Annotated in this window: 14 protein-coding genes; 4 read left to right on the top strand and 10 right to left on the bottom strand. The window is 70.7% G+C overall.

Annotated features, from left to right (window positions below):
- Positions 1-30 precede the first annotated feature (30 nt).
- The 5 genes from PUR26_RS06045 to PUR26_RS06065 all read right to left on the bottom strand — a co-directional run bounded on the left by PUR26_RS06045 (position 31) and on the right by PUR26_RS06065 (position 5857).
- Positions 31-1170 carry an acyl-CoA dehydrogenase family protein gene (locus PUR26_RS06045; protein ID WP_329869920.1) on the bottom strand — a complete coding sequence of 380 codons (1140 nt, stop codon included), beginning with the start codon at positions 1168-1170 and terminating at the stop codon, positions 31-33.
- Positions 1171-1255: 85 nt separating this feature from the next.
- Positions 1256-1627, bottom strand: a complete 372-nt coding sequence (locus PUR26_RS06050; protein WP_329869921.1) for an ectoine synthase — start codon at positions 1625-1627, stop codon at positions 1256-1258.
- Positions 1628-1678: 51 nt separating this feature from the next.
- On the bottom strand, positions 1679-1942 hold the full coding sequence (locus tag PUR26_RS06055) for a phosphopantetheine-binding protein (RefSeq protein ID WP_329869923.1): 264 nt from the start codon (positions 1940-1942) through the stop codon (positions 1679-1681).
- Positions 1943-1946: 4 nt separating this feature from the next.
- A complete protein-coding gene (locus PUR26_RS06060) occupies positions 1947-3467 on the bottom strand; it encodes an AMP-binding protein (RefSeq protein ID WP_329869925.1) in 1521 nt (506 codons plus the stop codon).
- A gap of 1031 nt (positions 3468-4498) precedes the next feature.
- Positions 4499-5857 (bottom strand): radical SAM protein, encoded by a 1359-nt coding sequence (locus tag PUR26_RS06065; protein ID WP_329869927.1) that lies wholly within the window; start codon positions 5855-5857, stop codon positions 4499-4501.
- Positions 5858-6123: 266 nt separating this feature from the next.
- Here PUR26_RS06065 and PUR26_RS06070 point away from each other — a divergent pair, with 266 nt between their 5' ends.
- Entirely contained in the window at positions 6124-6579 is a 456-nt protein-coding gene (locus tag PUR26_RS06070; protein WP_329869929.1) for a VOC family protein, read from the top strand.
- 111 nt (positions 6580-6690) lie between these two features.
- On the opposite strand, the gene PUR26_RS06075 is transcribed toward PUR26_RS06070, so the two are convergent.
- Positions 6691-7749, bottom strand: a complete 1059-nt coding sequence (locus tag PUR26_RS06075) for a threonine aldolase family protein (protein ID WP_329869930.1) — start codon at positions 7747-7749, stop codon at positions 6691-6693.
- Between the two features lie 802 nt (positions 7750-8551).
- Here PUR26_RS06075 and PUR26_RS06080 point away from each other — a divergent pair.
- Complete coding sequence (locus tag PUR26_RS06080; RefSeq protein ID WP_329869932.1) at positions 8552-9568, top strand: NAD(P)/FAD-dependent oxidoreductase; 1017 nt, start codon at positions 8552-8554, stop codon at positions 9566-9568.
- 117 nt (positions 9569-9685) lie between these two features.
- Here the strand turns inward: PUR26_RS06080 and PUR26_RS06085 are convergent, their stop codons facing one another.
- Genes PUR26_RS06085 through PUR26_RS06100 form a run of 4 tightly spaced genes read right to left on the bottom strand, consistent with a single transcriptional unit; the run spans position 9686 to position 14310 of the window.
- Positions 9686-11059 carry a GH1 family beta-glucosidase gene (locus PUR26_RS06085; RefSeq protein ID WP_329869934.1) on the bottom strand — a complete coding sequence of 458 codons (1374 nt, stop codon included), beginning with the start codon at positions 11057-11059 and terminating at the stop codon, positions 9686-9688.
- Between the two features lie 44 nt (positions 11060-11103).
- A complete protein-coding gene (locus PUR26_RS06090) occupies positions 11104-11943 on the bottom strand; it encodes a carbohydrate ABC transporter permease (RefSeq protein ID WP_329870155.1) in 840 nt (279 codons plus the stop codon).
- A gap of 40 nt (positions 11944-11983) precedes the next feature.
- Positions 11984-12979: a carbohydrate ABC transporter permease gene (locus PUR26_RS06095; RefSeq protein ID WP_329869936.1), complete on the bottom strand. Its 996-nt coding sequence runs from the start codon at positions 12977-12979 to the stop codon at positions 11984-11986.
- 11 nt (positions 12980-12990) lie between these two features.
- Entirely contained in the window at positions 12991-14310 is a 1320-nt protein-coding gene (locus tag PUR26_RS06100) for an ABC transporter substrate-binding protein (RefSeq protein ID WP_329869939.1), read from the bottom strand.
- Between the two features lie 186 nt (positions 14311-14496).
- Between PUR26_RS06100 and PUR26_RS06105 the strand changes: the two genes are divergently transcribed.
- Both PUR26_RS06105 and PUR26_RS06110 read left to right on the top strand, forming a co-directional pair.
- Entirely contained in the window at positions 14497-15786 is a 1290-nt protein-coding gene (locus PUR26_RS06105; RefSeq protein ID WP_329869941.1) for an ROK family transcriptional regulator, read from the top strand.
- Positions 15787-15924: 138 nt separating this feature from the next.
- Positions 15925-18405 carry a glycoside hydrolase family 3 C-terminal domain-containing protein gene (locus PUR26_RS06110; RefSeq protein WP_443076984.1) on the top strand — a complete coding sequence of 827 codons (2481 nt, stop codon included), beginning with the start codon at positions 15925-15927 and terminating at the stop codon, positions 18403-18405.
- The last annotated feature ends 69 nt before the right edge of the window (positions 18406-18474 follow it).

Raw genomic sequence — 18474 nt, forward strand, 5'->3', positions numbered from 1 at the left:
GTCCTTCGTGCGTATCGTGTTTCGCGGCTGTCAGAGACCGAGCATGGCGGCGATACGAGTGCGCTGAATCTCGGAGGTACCGGAGTAGATGGTCCCCGCCAGCGCGTTGCGGACCTCCTTCTCCAGCCCGTATTCGGTCATGTAGCCGTAGCCGCCGAAGATCTGGAGGGCGGCCAGTGCGCTGGCGACGTTGCCTTCACTGGTGACGATTTTCGCGATCGCGATGTCGGTGGTCACGTCCTCGTTCGCGGCCATCTTCTCGGCGGTGTCGTAGAGCCATTTGGCCGAGCTCTCCACCGTGATCTTCATCTCGACGATCCGGTTCGCCACGGACTGGTTCTTGCCGATGCTCCGGCCGAACTGCGTGCGCTCGTTGGCGTACTGGACGCAGCGGGCCAGACGGTGGCGCATCTCCCCGAGGTTGATGGCGAAGGAGCAGAGGATCTCCCACTTCATGACGTGGTCCAGGATGAGGAATCCCGCTCCGGGCGAGCCGATCATGTGGTCGGCCGGCACCCGGCAGTCGTCGAGGAACACCTCGCTCAGCGGAGAGCTCTTCAGCCCCATCTTGTCGATGGGCTCGCCCACGGTGAGGCCGGGTGTGCCGCGCTCGACCAGGAAGGTGCTCAGCCCGAACGGACTGCCGGCCGTCCCGGTCCTGGCGTAGATGACGAACAGGTCGGCGACCGGAGCGTTGCTGATGAAGATCTTGCTCCCGTCGAGGACGTACTCGTCGCCCTCCCGCACCGCCGAGGTCCGCATGTTCATCGCGTCGGAGCCGTGGTCCGGCTCGGTGATCGCATGGGCTCCGATGGTCGTCCCGTCACAGATGCCGGGGAGGTACCGGGCCTTCAGGTCCTTGTTGCCGAAGCGCTGCAACGGCACGCCCGCGCTCACCATGTGGGTGGACACGGAGAAGTTCAGCCCCGCGTCGCGGCAGCCCTCGCCGAGCCCTTCCAGCAGGTACATGGTGGTGGGCAGCGACTGGCCCAGCCCGCCCCACTCCTCCGCGAAGGGCACTCTGAGCAGGTCCGTCCGCCGGACGGCATCCCACTTCTCCCGGGGGAACTCCGCCTTCTTGTCCCATGCGATGTGATCGTCGCTCAGGACGTCGTACCAGGCACTCAGCCCCTTGCGGAGCTGCTGTTGCTCGTCGGTCCAGGCAATCACGGCACGGCCTCGCCATCTGTCGTCGTCGAAGAGCCACCGGGTGCGGGTGGTCGCGGCCCGCACCCGGAACCGGTACGGGCGGGGATCAGTAACGGGAGAAGCCGTCGCTGTCGAGCTTGTGCCTCTCGTCACCGCTCAGGGCGGGCGTGAAGACGCATATCAGACGCATGTCCTCGTCGGTGGCCGCCAGTTCGTGGGCGTCGTGCTTGTCCAGGGCGTACATCGTGCCCGGAGTGATCTCGTACTTCGTGCCGTCCGTGGAGACCACGTAGCCGCTGCCCGAGATGCAGTAGCAGGCCTCCAGGTGCCGCTCGTACTGCAGATTGGACGAAGTCCCCGCCCGCACGATGGTGTCGGTGAGGCTGTACCCCATACCGTCCGATGCGGTGAGGAAGCGACGGCTCAGGCCGTTGCCCCACTCGACGGTCTTCACGTCGTCCAGACTGCGGATGATCATCTCTTTCTCCACTTCGGGTGTTGTGGGCGTTGCGCGGGCATGCACGCGAAGTCAGGTGGTGGCCGGGTTCTTCGCGCTTTCCACAAAGGCGCGGATCGCCGCGACGGTGCGGAAGTTCTCGGGGGCGATGGGCACGTCGTCCAGGGGGATCCCGTAGTGCTCGCTCACCCAGGAGATGAGCCGGAGCAACCGGAGACTGTCGACCACTCCGCTCTCGATGAGGTCCAGGTCGTCGTCGATCTGATCGGGGGTGACGTCCGGTATGAAGTTCGCGATCAGCCAGGTCTTGATGGCCGTGGCAGAGGTCGTGGTCATCGGTTCATCCCTTCACGAGCTGGCGGTTCCTGATGAGCTGGCGGTCGGGCTTCCCGGTGGAGGTGCGGGGCACCGCCTCGTCGCCGATGACGAACGAACTGGGGATCGCCGTGCGCGGAAGCCGGGAGGAGCAGTGCCTGAGCAGTGTGAGGCTGTTGAGCCGGCTGCCGGGTGCGCGCTGCACGAGGGCGTGCAGACGTGAACCCGCCTCCGGGTCGGGAACGGGGACCACCACGGCCTCCCGCACCTCGGGGTGACGGGCCAGCACGCTCTCGACCTCCTGGATGTTGGTGCGGACTCCGCGCACCTTCACCTGGAAGTCGTTACGGCCCTGGAGGAACAGGGTTCCGTCCTCGGAGCGGGTGACCAGGTCGCCCGTCCGGTAGAAGGTCCGGCCGGGCGCGCCCGGGCGGCGGACGAAGCGCGCCGGGTTGAGCGCGGGATCGAGATAGCCCGCCGTCTGGTACGGGGTGCACACCAGCAGTTCTCCGGTGCCCGCCCCCTCGATGTCGTTGCCGTCGTCGTCGACGAGCACGGCCCGCACCCCGGGCAGCGGGACACCCAGGGGGAGCCCGCGCCAGCTCTCGCCCGCGGCGGCGGCGAGGAGGTCCTCACCGGTGATGTCGTACAGGAAGCTGTCGTTGGTCTCGGTGCAGCCGTACAGGTTGTGCAGTGCGGCGTTGGGGCACAGCAGACCGGTGCTCCTCAGCAGGTCGGGCGGGGTGCTGTCACCGGTGAGCACCACCCGGCGCACGGTGGGCAGTGTCCGGCCCAGGCTCCGGGCCGCCTCCGTCAGCAGCTTGAACAGCATGGGCACCGACTGGACCAGGTGCACCTCGTCGCCGCTGAGCACGTCCAGCAGGTACGCGGCGTCCGTCGCCCGGTCCGCCGGCACCAGTGTGACGGTTCCGCCGGCCCGCAGTGTGGTCCACACGTCGAGAAGGGAGAGGTCGAAGTTGAGCGGGGCGTACGACAGGACGCCGCTCCCCGGGCCGATCCCGAACCGCTCCGTCGCCCATGCCATGAACCTGTCCACTCCGGCACCGGGCAGCGGGACGACCTTCGGTGTCCCCGTGGAGCCGGAGGTCGTCAGGCAGAGCCGCGAGTCCTCGGGGATCGCGGCGTCGGCACTCGCCTCCGTGGACGTGTCCGTGGCGCGCGTCCACAGCAGTGACGTTCCTTCATCGCCTCCGCCGGACCGGAGGGCCACGATGTGCGAGCAGCCTGCCCGCCTGGCCAGTTCCTGGAGGACGTCCTCGCCCAGGCCGGCGGAGGGCAACAGCACCCGACGCTCCGTCAGGAAGGTCGCCAGTACGAGGGCGATGGCCTCCGGCGACTTGCCGACGCTCAGGCAGACGGGTCGCTCCCGGTCGGGCAGCAGCCGGTCCAGCTCCCGGGCCAGATCCGTCGCCAGGGCGTGCAGCTGCCCGTAGGACGTGCTCTCGCCGTTGAACCGGAGCGCCGTCGCCTGCGGGGAGGTCCGTACGACGTCGGCGAGATCCTGGCTGAATCCAGGCGTGGGCATACCGCTCCTCTCAAGGTCTTGACCGTGATTCCGGGCAGCGCGGACGGCTGCGCGGAGTGGTGCAGTGTGCGGACGAACAGAACATGCCGCGACCACCTGGTGACGTCGCGTCACCTGGACATGGGGGGACGCCCCCGGGCGTGGTCGAGCACCGTGGTCGTACGGGCAGCGCACATCCCCCGGGCGGACGCACCGACAGTGGTCCGCGCCGGAGGAGTCAGATCATGCGAGGGGACGCTCTGTACAGGAGGAACAGTCGAACGTGTCCGCCGTACCGGCACGAGGGCCGAGGGCGAGGGTGCGGGGAAGCGGCTGCAGGCGAGCCCGGGGGAACGGCTCCCCACTGGGAGCCCCACCGCGCAACGCGCATAGACCCACAGTCATCGCTTCCCCCCGATAATGCGGTCAGCATGGAAAAAGGATTGCTCGCCCGGATTTTTCCGACTATGACTCCGGCAAGGCAACGATCAGAAAACTACGTTCTCTAATGCGCCAAGGTCAACGGCAGTCAGGCGCAATGACCGAAAGCTCGTCCTGCCTTACCACGGCCGGGGTGAGCGGTCCAGATGATGAAACACGCCATGCCGCACCGCGAGGGGCAGGCACTCGCACATGCCGCTGGGTGACCATAAGCAGAGGCGGCGACGCGGCGCGGGTCGCGATCTTCCGCTTCTTTCGTATACAGGACTGGCGCATTCCTGGCGGCTGCTATTCGGCCGCCGAGGAGCGTCCGTCCACGGTGAACGGCCGATCCCTGTTCATGCCTGATCGCTTTTTGTTACGCGGCAATTAAGCGAGGTGAACGGGGGTTGTCCCGGCGATTGCCGCGTCGCGGGGACCGGAGGACACCCGGCTCGGGCGGCGAAGCCGGGCCGGACTCATTCGGACACACCGGCGGGCAGGGTGCCGGTATGACGACGAGCCGGCGGACGGGCATGATCCGCTCCGTCGCGCGGCCGGCCGTCCGCTGCCGCGGCCCTGCCCGGGCCCGGGCAGGGACCAGAGGGCGACCGGCCCGCGCCGGCCCCGCGTCAGCCGTCCACGCCGCTCGGCGCCAACTCGTCGCTCTCGTCGGCTTCCTGGGCCTCCTCGGCAGGGAGGCTGTCCATGAAGGAGCTCACGGAGAACACCGCGTTGCCCGGTCCGGGCGGCCCGTAGCCGGGCGGGGAGCTCAGCCCGTACTCCTCCAGAGTGGCCCGGTACACCTCCAGCAGCCTGATGTGGTACTCCAGCGGGGCACCCTGCGGATTGGCCTTGCCGAGCGGTGTCGTCGGCTCCGGGCACCATGTGGTGAACCGGGGCGTGATGCCGTGGGACATGAAGAACCGCAGGCCCTCCGCGGTGGAATCGATCGCTTCCCCGACCGAGCCGAAGCCGAATGGCGCCGCCATTTCCACGCCCGCCACGAAGTTCGGGATCACATTGCGGGCACCGAAGATCTCCGCTGAGTCCAGAATGCGCCGGTGCCATTCGTCACGGCCGACGTAACGCTCCTTCCCCGGGCAGTACAGCTCGAACAGACGGCGGTCCCACACCTCGAAGTTGGGGTGGTAGATCTGGACGCCGTAGTCGTGGAAACGCTGTACGTCGGCCTTCGGCAGGGCCTGGGCGACGACCTTGCCGATCCACCGGCCGGGGAAGCGCTCCTCGATGGCCTGGGCGTACTGCCCGTAGAAGTCCGCCTCGTCGCGCCCGGCGACCTTCGAGGTGATCGCCCCTCCGGTCAGGGTGTACGCGGTGGAGGTGCGGGCCGTGTCGTACCGGTCGATGATCTCCAGCGCTTCCAGCACCTCCTCCACCGGCTTCACGCCGGTGTAGGGCCGGCCGGCCGCCTTGTGCTGGCGCCAGTTGTGGTTGATGTCGCAGTACTGGCACTCCTCCTTGGCCCCGAAGTACTGGCAGACGCGGAACACCGTCAGATAGATGAGGTAACCCCACTGAATGGTCGGCGCGACCTCCATCACGGACTTGCCGTTCGCCAGGGTGTGCCGGTAGTAATCCGGCATGGGCGGCAGTCCGACATCCGCGATCCGGGTTCCGTCGAGATACAGCCCCAGCGCTCCGGAATCCCCGGGGCGGACCCGGTAAGGCGATTCGGGATTGACGCGTACCGAGACCACGGTACGGCGAAGTCCGTAAGGCCCGCCGGTGAGCACGATCTCCTCCGGCGGCCGGCGCAACGCGGCCGCGCCCAGTTCGGGCAGGGTGCGGTGGTCGAACGAGAAGATGAAGTACGACTTGGGCTTCACGTCGCCTTCCTCATTCCCGCTGAGGGCGGACTCGTCGAAGGCGATTCCCCCGCGGAGCAGGTCCTCCTTGAAGACCGCCTCCTTCGGTACGTGCGGGAAGCGACTCATCAAGTCCTCGACCAATGCGGTACGACTCTTCATACACCACTCTCCCTGGTGAAGGGCCCGTGCACCGGCGGAACCGGGTGAAGGGCGGCTGCTCCCAACCTATTGCGGGGCGAAGTGCCGTCCGACGCGGGGGATCAAGAACCGGCCGACGCGGCGCGCGCGGGAACCGGTCACCCTCCGCCCGGTGAAGTCACCGGGCCCCTCCGGGTACCCTCCGCGAGGACCGTGCCGCCGTGCACCCCCGCACCCGCCGGTGCACGGTGAACGGTCCTCGTGTTCCTGACTCGCGAGGAGACCGAGTGACGTCCGTCGTACGCCATATCACCATCGACTGCGCCGAACCGCACGAGCCCTACGACCTGGCCCGGTTCTGGAGCCGGGTGCTCGGCCATCCGCTCGGACCGGACGACGAACCGGGGGACGAGGAGGCGACGCTGGACGTGCCCGACGGCCGTCCCACCCTGCTCTTCGTGCGGGTGGGGGAGAAGAAGACGCTGAAGAACCGGGTGCACCTCGACCTGCAGCCGGACATCCCGCGCGACGAGGAGGTGGCACGGGTCTCGGCGCTCGGCGCCACCGTCGTCGACGACCGGCGCAGGCCGGACGGGCGGGGATGGGTGGTCCTCGCGGACCCGGCGGGCAACGAGTTCTGCATCGAGCTCAGCGCGGCGGAACGCGCGGAGATCGAGCGCGGGGAGAAGGCGGAGGCCGAGCGCGGGGAGAAGACGGCCGAGGCCGCCACCGGGGCCGGATGAGCCGGCGGTCCGGACGGCTCCGCGCCGACCGCCGGCGGCGGGGCCGCTGCACAGCGAGGGGGCAGGTACGGACGGATCGCCGTACCTGCCCCTCCCGTGTGGTGGCCGGGGTCAGCCGGCGGCGAGCTCCTCCGCGATGGCCGCCGCGAAGGCGTCCACGTCCGCCTCGGTGGTGTCGAAGGAGGTCATCCAGCGGACCTCGCCGATCTGCTCGTTCCAGACGTAGAAGCGGAACCGCTTCTGAAGGCGCTCGGTCACCTGGCGGGGCAGGATCGCGAAGATCTGGTTCGCCTGGACCGGGCGCGGGATCTCCAGGCCCGGCAGGTCGCGGACCGCCTCGTACAGGCGCCGCGTCATCGCGTTCGAGTGGCCGGCCGAGCGCAGCCACAGGTCGCCGCCGAGCAGGGCCTCGAACTGGGCGGAGATGAAGCGCATCTTCGACGCCAGCTGCATACCGGCCTTGCGTATGTGGTGCATGCCGCGCACGGCGTCCTCGTTGAGCACGACCACGGCCTCACCGAGCAGGAGGCCGTTCTTGGTGCCCCCGAGCGAGAGGACGTCCACGCCCGCGTCGGTGGTCATCGCGCGCAGCGGCACACCCAGGGTGGCGGCCGCGTTCGCCAGCCGCGCGCCGTCCAGGTAGACCAGCATGCCCAGGTCGTGGGCGTGGTCGCAGACGGCACGGATCTCATCCGGTGTGTAGCACGTGCCGAACTCGGTGGACTGGGTGATCGAGACGACCTTGGGCTGGGCCCGGTGCTGGTCGTCGAAGCCCCAGGCCTGACGGTCGATCAGCTCGGGGGTCAGCTTGCCGTCCCCGGCGGGGACGGTCAGCAGCTTGATGCCGCCCACCTTCTCCGGCGCCCCGCACTCGTCGACGTTGATGTGGGCCGACTCGGCGCAGACGACCGCCTGCCAGCGGTCGAGCATCGCCTGGAGGGCGACGACGTTGGCACCGGTGCCGTTGAGGACCGGGAAGGTGCGGGCGCCGGGGCCGAAGTGGCCGCGGAACACCTCCTGCAGGTGCTCGGTGTAGACGTCCTCGCCGTAGCTGACCTGGTGGCCGCCGTTGGCGACCGCGATCGCCTCCAGGATCTCGGGGTGGACCCCCGCGTAGTTGTCGCTGGCGAAGCCGCGCACATCGGGGTCGTGTCGTCGCTGTACGGTCATCGTGCTCGCTCGTTTCGGTCGTACGGTGGATCCGGGCGCGGCCCGGTTTTCAGGAGGGGCTCCGGGCGGGCACGGGCCTTCTCCGGACCGCGCACCAGCGGAGGCCCGGCCGGTCCCGGCAGCACGGACAGCGCCGCCAGGACGACCCGGCCGGTCACACCGGTGCCGACGGTCGGGGAGGTCAGCAGCCACGGGCCGGTGGACCGCCGGAGCCCCGCCCGAGGAGAGGACCGCCTGGACCCCCTGCCGGTCCGGTGGGGCCGCCCGAAGGAGAGCCTCCGGCCGGCGTCCGCCCGGTACGGCCCGCAGAGCACGGAACCAGCGTGCCGCCCAGCGGGACGGCGCCGTCGAGCAGCCCGCCGTGACCTCCGCCGAGGGCGAGGATCAGGCAGGAACCCCCAGTGCCCAGCCCGCCCAGCGCAGCATACGCGCCGCCCCCGCGGCGCTCTGCGCGCCCCTGCCGACCATCACCGGAAGCGGACGGCGCCGACGGCCGGACCGTGCTCACCGCCCTGACCGGAACACCGGCCCCGGCCGCCGGCGGTCCGGGGCGTCGCGCCGGCTCCGGACGTGACAGGGTGCTGAGGGAGATGCCGGTGGTCCCGCTCGGCTGGGCCAGGGTGTCGCCGCGCTGTCCACGCGGCGCCCGCAGCCGTGGGCCCACCGTGCTCAGCACCTCGGGGACCTCGTCGTCAGCCGTCCGGCCGTTTGCCAGTCCGGCAAGAATCTTTGTCAAGTCCGCACGGCCGGACGACGCTCTGCGCAGAGACGGACCTTCACCGCACACACGGAGGTACACGAGATGACCACGCGGAACCCGGCCGGTACCGAGGCCGCTGTCCCGAGCGCGGAAGAGCACTTCGAGGTCGTGGTGGTGGGCGGGGGTGCCGCCGGACTCAGCGGGGCCCTCACCCTCGCACGGGCACGTCGATCGGTCCTGGTGATCGACTCCGGACAGCCGCGCAACGCGCCGGCCGATGGCGTCCACGCCTACCTCGGCCGAGAGGGCACCCCGCCCGGCAGGCTCGTCGCGGACGGCCGCGACGAGGTGCGCGCCCACGGCGGGCGGATCACGGAGGGCACCGTCGTCGGCGCCGAGCGCGGCGACGACGGCGGGTTCCGTGTGCTGCTGGCCGGCGGCGGCGCCGTACGCGCCGACCGTCTGCTGGTCACCACCGGCCTGATCGACCAGCTGCCGCAGGTGGACGGCGTGCGCGAGCTGTGGGGCAAGGACGTGCTGCACTGCCCGTACTGCCACGGATGGGAGGTCCGGGACCAGGCCATCGGCATCCTGGCGACCGGACCTCTCGCCGTTCACCAGGCGCTGATGTGGCGGCAGTGGAGCGGTGACATCACGCTCTTCCAGCACACCGCTGCCCGGCCCGGCCACGAGGAGGCGGAGCAGCTCGCCGCCCTCGGCGTCACCGTGGTGGAGGGCGAGGTGAGCGGCCTGGTGACGACGGACGGACGCCTCACCGCGATCCGGCTGGCCGACGGCCGCGAGGTCGCCCGGCAGGCGCTCGTGGTCGCCCCGCGCATGACGGCCCGCGCCGGCTTCCTCACCTCGCTGGGGCTGGAGACCGCCGATCTGGAACGGGGCGGACAGGTGGTCGGCCACCATGTCCCGGCCGACCCGACGGGCGCCACCGCGCTCGCCGGAGTATGGGTGGCAGGCAACGTCGCCGACCTGAACGAGCAGGTCATCGGTGCCGCCGCCGGGGGTGTGCGGGCCGCTGTGGCGATCAACGCCGATCTCATCGCGGAGGCGACCCGCCGGGCGGTGGCGGCCCGCCGCTCGCCCGTCCCGCCGGAGCTGTGAGCCGGATCCCGCACCGGGACGGGCGGCCACGGACGAGCGCCGCCGGCGTCGGGGAAGGACGTGCCGGCGGGCGCGGAACGATGGTGTTCCGCGCCCGCCGGCCCGGCCGGTGCGGGGTCAGGCCGCCCGGTCCGAGCCGCCGAGGCTGCCACCGTGCGCGCGGATGATGTCCGCGTAACGGTGACCACTGCCCTTGATCGTGCGCTGCTGCGTCTTGTAGTCGACGTGGACGAGCCCGAACCGCTTGTCGTAGCCGTACGCCCACTCGAAGTTGTCCAGCAGCGACCACGCGAAGTAACCCGCCAGCGGCGCGCCCTTGCGGGTGGCGCTCGCGCAGGCCGCGAGATGCTGCTCCAGGTACCGGGTGCGCTCGGTGTCGTCGATGGTGCCGTCGTCGAGCACCACGTCGGGGTAGGCGGAGCCGTTCTCGGTGACGTAGATGCTGCGGGCGCCGTACTCCTCGGTGAGGCGCAGCAGGAGCGTCTCGATGCCGGACGCGTCGATCTCCCAGTCCATGCCGGTGTGCGGGAACCCGGGGCGGGGCACCTGGCGGGCGAACGGCGCCGGGCCCGTCGGGTCGTCGGCCACCACGGCGGGGAAGTAGTAGTTGAGGCCGAGCCAGTCCAGCGGAGCGGCGATGGTGTCGAGGTCGCCGGGCCGCTCGGGCAGCTCGACGCCGTAGACCTCCAGCATGTCGGCCGGGAAGCCACGGCCGTGGACCGGGTCGAGCCACCAGCGGTTGGTGTGGCCGTCCATGCGCCGCGCCGCGGCGACGTCCTCCGGACGGTCGCCGGCCGGCGCCACGGTGGACAGGTTGTTGACGATGCCGATCCGGGCGTCCGGCACCGCCGCCCGGATCGCCTGGGTGGCCAGACCGTGGCCGAGCAGCAGGTGGTAGGAGGCCCGGACCGCGGCGGTCAGGTCGGTCAGGCCCGGAGCCATGCGGCCTTCGAGGTGGCCGATCCACGCCGAGCACAGGGGCTCGTTCAGGGTGGCCCAGTGGGTGACGCGGTCACCGAGCCGTTCGGCGACGGCCGACGCGTAGGCCGCGAGGTGCTCGGCGGTGTCCCGCTCGGGCCAGCCGCCGCGGTCCTGCAGGGCCTGCGGGAGGTCCCAGTGGTAGACGGTCACGGACGGGGTGATCCCCGCCTCCAGCAGGCCGTCGACCACCTGGTCGTAGAAGTCCAGGCCGCGGGCGTTGACCTCGCCGTCGCCGCCCGGCACGACACGGGGCCAGGCGACGGACAGCCGGTACGCGTTGGTGCCCAGCCGCTTCATCAGCGCGATGTCCTCGCGCCAGCGGTGGTAGTGGTCGCAGGCGACATCGCCGTGGTCGTCGTTGTCGATCCGGCCGGGGGTGTGCGCGAAGGTGTCCCAGATCGACGGGGCGCGGCCGTCCTCGGCGACGGCCCCCTCGATCTGGTACGCCGAGGTGGCGGTGCCCCAGGCGAAGTCCCGCGGGAGGGCGGCGAGGTCGATGAACTCGGTCACGAACGTCCTTTCTAGGTGGAGCGCGGTAAGGGGGCGCGGACCGGTCACTTGACGGCGCCGGCGGTGAGCCCGGTGACCAGATAGCGCTGCAGCAGCAGGAATCCGGCGACCACGGGCACGCTCACGACGAGCGAGGCCGCCATGACCTGGTTCCAGTACACGTCGTTCTGGGTGGAGTAGCCCTGGAGGCCGACGGCGAGCGTGCGCGTCGTCTCGTTCGTCATCACCGACGCGAAGAGGACTTCGCCCCAGGCCGTCATGAAGGCGTAGACGGCCACGGCGACGATGCCGGGCACCGAGGCCGGGACGACGACGCGGAAGAGCGCGCCGAGCGGTCCGCAGCCGTCGACCATCGCGGCCTCGTCGAGATCCCGGGGGACCGACTCGAAGTACCCGATGAGCATCCAGATGGAGAACGGGAGCGAGAACGTCAGATACGTGAGGATCAGACCGCCGCGCGAACCGAACAGGGCGACACCGGTGGCGTTGCCGATGTTGACGTACATCAGGAAGAGCGGCAGCAGGAAGAGGATGCCGGGGAACATCTGCGTGGACAGCACCGTGACGGTGAAGACGCGCTTGCCGCGGAACCGGTAGCGGCTGACGGCGTACGCGGCGAACACCGCGATGGTCACCGAGCAGACGGTCGCGGCGCCCGCCACGATCAGGGAGTTCACGAAGTAGTCCGCGAGCGGGACCGTGCCCCAGATGTCGATGTAGGGACGGATGGTCAGTCCGCTGGGAATCCACCTGAACTCGCCCGACACGTCCTCCAGCGGTTTCAGCGAGCTGGAGACCATGACGTACACGGGCAGCAGGACGAACGCCGCCAGCAGCGCCAGGAAGATCCGCCGGAACCACACGAAGGACAGGGGGGCCGCCATGGGGGACCTGCGGACGGGAGCGCCGGGCGCGGGAGAGGGACTAGACATCGGAGTGCTTCCTCCCACGGGAGGTGAACAGGAGGTAGAGGGCCGTCACCAGCAGCAGGAACAGCAGCAGCAGGACGGACATGGCGGATCCGGTGCCGAAGTTCCAGGTGGCGAACGACGACTGGTAGATGTGGACGGACACGAGGTTCGCCGCCTCCGGTGCCGCTTTGCCGAGCAGCACGAACGGCGTGTTGAAGTCGTTGAACGTCCACAGGAACAGCACGAGCAGCAGCACCTGGTTGACGGAGCTCAGGGACGGCAGGGTGATCCGGCGGATCTGCTGCCACACGCCGGCGCCGTCCAGGGCCGCGGCCTCGTAGAGCTCCTTCGGGATGTTCTGCAGACCCGCCATGATGATCAGGAAGGCGAACGGCCAGCCCTTCCAGACCGAGACGGTGAGCAGGGCGTAGAAGCTGTTGTCGCCGATCAGCCAGAACGACGGGCTGTCGGTGAGACCGAGCTGGTCGTGCAGGACGTGATTGATCAACCCGTTGTCCCGCTGGAACATGAAGGCCCAGGTGATGACGGCGGCGTAGACCGGCAGGGCGTAGGGAACCAGGAACAGTGCCCGCAGCACACCGCGGCCCCTGAACGTCTCCTGCATGGAGATGGCGGCGGCCGTCCCGATCAGCCAGCACAGTCCGACGGACAGGAAGGTGAACAGGCACGTGGTCACGAACGACTTCAGGAGGGCCTGGCCGATGGGCGCGTCGAAGTCGATCGAGACCCGGTAGTTCTCCAGCCCGAGCCAGGGAGCGGTGCTCCAGTCACGGAGATGGAACTGGGTGAGCTCCTTGAAGCTCATGAGGACGCCGAAGACGATCGGCAGCAGGTGGACGAGGAGCTCCAGGAGGAGCGCGGGCAGAAGCAGCAGGTAGGGCAGCGCGATGCGGCGGATCCGCCCGGGGCGGCGCGGGGGCCGCGCCGTCCCGGGGGAGCGCTTGCGCACGTCCCGCTCCCGGACGTCCTGGACAGCGGTCGTGGTCATGGTCGTGTCACTCACTGCTGGGGCATCTGCTGCTGGGCCTTGGTGAGCTCGGCCTTCACCGACTCGGTGGTCACGGGACGGCCCGCGGCGGCGGCCGCGAACAGGTTCTTGACGGCGGTGCCGACGACGGTCTCGAACTGGGACTCGTTGGGGACCTGCGGGAGCGCGGCGGCGCTCGTGGCGAGCGTGTCGCGCAGGACCTTCAGTTCGGGGCGGTCGAAGCCGGGGTCGCTCTGGGCGGCCTTGACCGGCGGGACCGATCCGTAGGTCTTGCACAGGAGCTTCTGCTCCTCGTCGCTGGTCATGAACTTCACGAACTCCAGCGCGCCGTCGATGTTCTTGGTGTTCTTGAACACCGCCAAGTTGATGCCCGCGACCATCGAGTTGGTCGCCTTGCCCTGCCCGGGCGCGCCGGACCGGACCGGAACGGGAGCGACGCCCCACTCGTCGTCGTTCATGCCCTGGGACTTGAAGGTGGAGGCGGCTGCCTGCCAGAGCACCATCGCCGTCTTGTCCTTGGCGAAGTCGCTCAGCGACTGGTTCTGCGCGTACTCGGCGTTGCCCGGGGCGATGATCTTCTCCTGCGCCATCAGGTCGACGTACTGCTTGACCGCGGCCACGGCCCCGTCGGACGTGAAGTCGGGCTTGCCCTCGGCGTCGAAGAAGTCGACGCCGTGCTGCTTGCCGAGGACGAACACCTGGTGGATGTTGTTGGACAGGTTGGAACCCTCGGCGCCCAGTGCCCACTTGCCGTCCTTGGACAGCTTCTTGCCGGTGGCGACCAGTTCGTCCCAGGTGGCCGGCGGCTTGGTGACGCCCGCCTCCTGGAACATCTTCTTGTTGTAGTAGAGGGCGTACGCCATCGAGTACAGCGGCACCGCCGCCGGGTCCGAGCCGGGCTTGCCGGTCGACCCCAGCGCCGACTCGACGAACCGGTCCTTGCCGCCGATCTTCGAGAAGTTCTTCTCGTCCCACGGCAGCAGGGCGCCCGTGGACTGCAGGGACGCCGTCCAGGTGTTGCCGATGTTCAGGACGTCCGGTCCCTGTCCGGACGTGGTGGCGGTCAGGATCCTGGTGAGCAGGTCGGACCAGGGGACGACTTCGAGCTTGACCTTGATCCCGGTCCGCTGCTCGAACTTCTTGAGCTCCGGCTCAAGGATCTTCTTGTCGGCCTCAAGGTTCGGGCCCTGGTTGGAAGCCCAGTAGGTGAGCGTCTTCGGCGATTCGTTGGAACCGCTGCCGCCGGTCGCCGATCCCCCGCCGCATGCGGTCGCGGTGGCGAGCAGGGAGACGGCGACGGCACTACTGGCTACTGCTCGGAATCTGCGCATGGCTCCAGGTGTCCCTTTCCGGAGGAGCGTCAAGGCCGGAGGGCGGCGGGGCCGGCGGAACGCGGCTTCAACTCCTGAATGCCCTCAAGGCTTAATTTAGGACGTGAGTTAAGCTCTTGGTGGCTGTAACGTCAAGGGGTCGCGCAAGGTCGTCTCGCGAGGTAACGCACACCGAAGGGGAGCCGCATGGCTGGATGGAACGGACGTACGGTGAGTGACCTGCGGCGCGGCAACCGCGCCGCCGTACTGCAACGGCTGTACTTCGACGGGCCGATGAGCCGCCACGCGCTCGGCCCCGCCACCGGGCTCAGCTCCGGCTCCATCAGCAACGTCGTCGGCGAACTGGCCGCCGACGGACTGGTCGAGGAGGCGGGCAGCATCGGCTCCGACGGCGGACGCCCGCGCATCCTGCTGCGCGTCGTCCCCACGAGCGGATACCTCATCGGCGTCGACGTGGGCGAGACCCGGGTCAGGGTCGAGCTCTTCGACCTCACGCTCACCGAACTCGCCCGGGTGGAGAGACCCCTGACCGGCGACGGCTACGACGTCGACGTGATCGTGGAGCACATCCGCCACGGCATCGCCAAGGTGCTCGCCGACGCGGACGTCGCACCCGAGCGGCTCATCGGTGTCGGAGTGGGCGTGCCCGGCATCGTGGCCCCCACACCCCACCGGGGGGCGGTCGTCCACGGCCAGACGATGGGCTGGGACGCCGTCCCGCTGGAGCAGCTGCTGCGCGCGTCCTGCCGGCTCCCCGACTCCGTTCCGTACTTCATCGACAACGGCGCCAGGACCCTCGGGCAGGCGGAGATGTGGTTCGGCGCCGGACGCGGCGCGCAGAGCGTGGCCGTGATCCTTTTCGGGTCCGGTGTCGGGGCCTGCCTGGTCACGGACGTGGTGGACCAGGGAAGGGCCCTCGAATGGGGCCACGTCACCGTGAGCGTGGGGGGCCGGCGCTGCCGGTGCGGCGCGCTGGGCTGCCTGGAGGCGTACACCGGGGCGGAGGCGCTGCTGGCGAGATGGCGGGAGGCGGGCGGACGCTCCCCGGAGGGTGCCGACGAGGAGACCGCCCTGACGGCGCTGCTCGCCGCCGCCTATCCGGCGGGCGACGAGGAGCCCGACGCCGTGGCCCAGGCCGTCCTCCAGGAGACGGCCGAGTACCTGGGGGCCGGCCTGTCCGGCCTGATCAACCTCTTCCAGCCCGAGCGCATCCTCATCGGCGGCTGGGCCGGACTCCAGCTCGGCTCCCGCTTCCTCGCCTCGGTGCGCACCCACGCCACCGCGTACTCCCTCAGCTATCCGGCCGGCCGGGTCGTCATCGACCTCGGCAGGCTGGGCCCGGACGCGGTCACGGTCGGCGCCGCCACGCTGCCGCTCGCCGGCTTCTTCGCCCGGGGCGGGCGGAGCGCCGAACCGGTACGGGAGTCCGAAGCCCCGGCCTGGCGAACCGCGTTGCGGGAGCGCGTACAGAAGTGACCGGCCCGGACCCTGATGCGCGGTGGGACGCCGGCGCGGCCCGCCGGGCCGCCGCGGCCGCCTCGTTGACACTCTCGGGGCCCCTTGGCCATGCTCCACGGAGAGCGCTCTCCCGTGGGGTGCCGAGGAGGCGGACAGGTGAACGAACAGGTGACCGAGGAAGAGCTGGACCGGCTGCTGGAGAAGCTGGATCTGAGACAGAAGGTGCGGCTGCTCACCGGAGCGACCACCTGGCGCACACACGGCGAACCGGCCGTCGCCCTCGGGTGGATGGCGACGTCCGACGGACCCGCCGGCGTACGGGGCGAGGCCTGGGACGAGCGCGACACCTCCGTCCTGCTGCCCTCCGCCTCCGCGTTGGGCGCGATGTGGGACGAGGGCCTGGTCGCCCGGCTGGGGGGACTGCTCGCGTCCGAGGCCCGGCGCAAGGGGGTGCACATCGTCCTGGCCCCCACCCTCAACCTGCACCGCTCGCCGCTGGGAGGCCGCCACTTCGAGTGCTTCTCCGAGGATCCCGAGCTCACGGGCCGTACCGGCGCCGCGCTCATCCGGGGCATCCAGGCCCACGGCACCGCGGCCACCGCCAAGCACTACGTGGCCAACGACTCCGAGACCGAACGGCTCACCGTCGACGTCCGCGTCGACGAGCGGGTCCTGCGCGAGGTCTACCTCGCCCCCTTCGAAGCCGCGGTCGAGGCCGGCGTCTGGCTCGTCATGGCCGGGTACAACGGGGTCAACGGCGCCACCATGACGGAGAGTCCACTGCTGCACGAGCCGCTCAAGAGCGAGTGGGGCTTCGACGGCGTCGTCGTCTCCGACTGGGGCGCCGTGCGGTCCACCGTGGCCTCCGCCCTCGCCGGTCAGGACCTCGTGATGCCGGGCCCCGGCAGTGCCTGGGACGAGGCCCTGGTGCGAGCGGTCCTCGACGGGGAGGTGCCCACGGGGGCCGTCGACGACAAGGTCCGCCGGCTGCTCCGCCTCGCCGGCCGGGTCGGGGTGCTCGGGAGCCCGGACGAGGTGGCCTCCTCCGTCCGTCCGGCGGCCCCCGCCGCGGCGCACTCCCGCGAGGTGCCGTCACTGCTGAGGCGCGCCGTCGCGGCGGGATCGGTCCTGCTGCACAACCGCGGCCTGCTGCCGCTCGACCCCGCCGCCCTGCGTACGGTCGCGGTGATCGGCGCACACGCCACCGACCCCAGGGTCCAGGGCGGCGGCAGCGCCGGCGTCTTCCCGGAGAACGTGATCACGCCGCTGGACGCCGTCCGCGCCGCCCTCGGCGGCGGGTCGCGTGTCCTCCACGTGCCCGGTCCGGCGCTGACCGTTCCCCCACCGCTCAGGGCGGCGCAGTGCCGCAATCCGCGCGACGGGCTCGCCGGCGTGCTGCTGCGTGTGCTGGACGCGGCCGGCGAGGAGCTCTACGCGGGTCACCGCCTGTCCGGCTGCCAGCTGGAGCCGCCGCGACCGCCGGGCGCGCACGTGGTGGAGGTCAGCGCCAGGCTTCTGCCCACGGTCGGGGGCGAGTGGACCTTCGGCATCGGCGGTTTCGGCCGCATGACCCTGACGGTGGACGGGCACGCCCTGATCGACGGTGAGTTCCCGTGCGAGACGGACGACCCGGCCGTGGTCCATGTGAGCCCGCCCGTCCAGTACGCGCGCCTCCCCCTCATGGCCGCGCACGCGGTGCGCGTCGTGGCACGGCGCGAACTCTCCGAGGGCACCGGTCGCGCCGTCGTGGTGACCGCCGGACCGCCGCCCGTGGAGAGCGGGCCGGCCATCGCCCGGGCGGCCGACGCCGCCCGGCACGCGGACGCCGCTGTCGTCTTCGTCGGCACCACACAGGACAGCGAGAGGGAAGGGCACGACCGGACCTCGCTCGCGCTCCCGGGCGACCAGGACGAGCTGGTACGGGCGGTGACGGCCGCCAACCCCCGCACCGTGGTCGTCCTCAACACCGGCGGCCCGGTGGAGACGCCGTGGCGCGCGGACGCCGGGGCGCTGCTCCTGACCTGGTTCCCGGGCCAGGAGGCGGGGCACGGCATCGCCGACGTCCTGTTCGGCCGCGCCGAGCCGGGCGGACGGCTGCCCACCACGTGGGGCGCCGCCCTCGCCGACGCACCCGTCACCGGAACCCGGCCGGAGGGCGGCGTCCTGCCCTACATCGAAGGGCTGCACATCGGTCACCGGGCCTGGCTCCGCGAGGGCCGCGAGCCCGCCTACTGGTTCGGCCACGGTCTGGGGTACACCACCTGGGCGTACGAGGAAGTGACCGCCCCCGCGGTACTGCCGGCGGACGCGGACTCCTTCACGGTCCGCGCCCGCGTCCTCAACACGGGGGAGCGGCGGGGCCGGGAGGTCGTCCAGGTCTATCTGGCGCGGCCGGATTCGGCGGTGGAGCGCCCGCCGCGGTGGCTCGCCGGGTACGCGGCGGTCGAAGCGGACCCCGGGGAGGCGGCCACCGCGGCGATCACCGTTCCGGCACGCGCGCTGCGGCACTGGTCGCGGACCGACGGCGGATGGCGCGTGGAGCCGGGTACCTACCAGGTGATCGTGGGGCCGTCGGCCGGAGCGTCGCCCCTGCGTGCCGCCGTGGTGGTGGGCGACGCCGGGCGGTCCGGGCGCTGACCGAACGGATCGAGGCGGGCGCCGCCGCGCCCGCCTCGGCGTTCGGCGCGCGGACATCATCGGCCCGCC

Origin of the sequence: Streptomyces sp. SP18CS02, from assembly GCF_036322365.1 — a bacterium.
Taxonomy (GTDB): domain Bacteria; phylum Actinomycetota; class Actinomycetes; order Streptomycetales; family Streptomycetaceae; genus Streptomyces.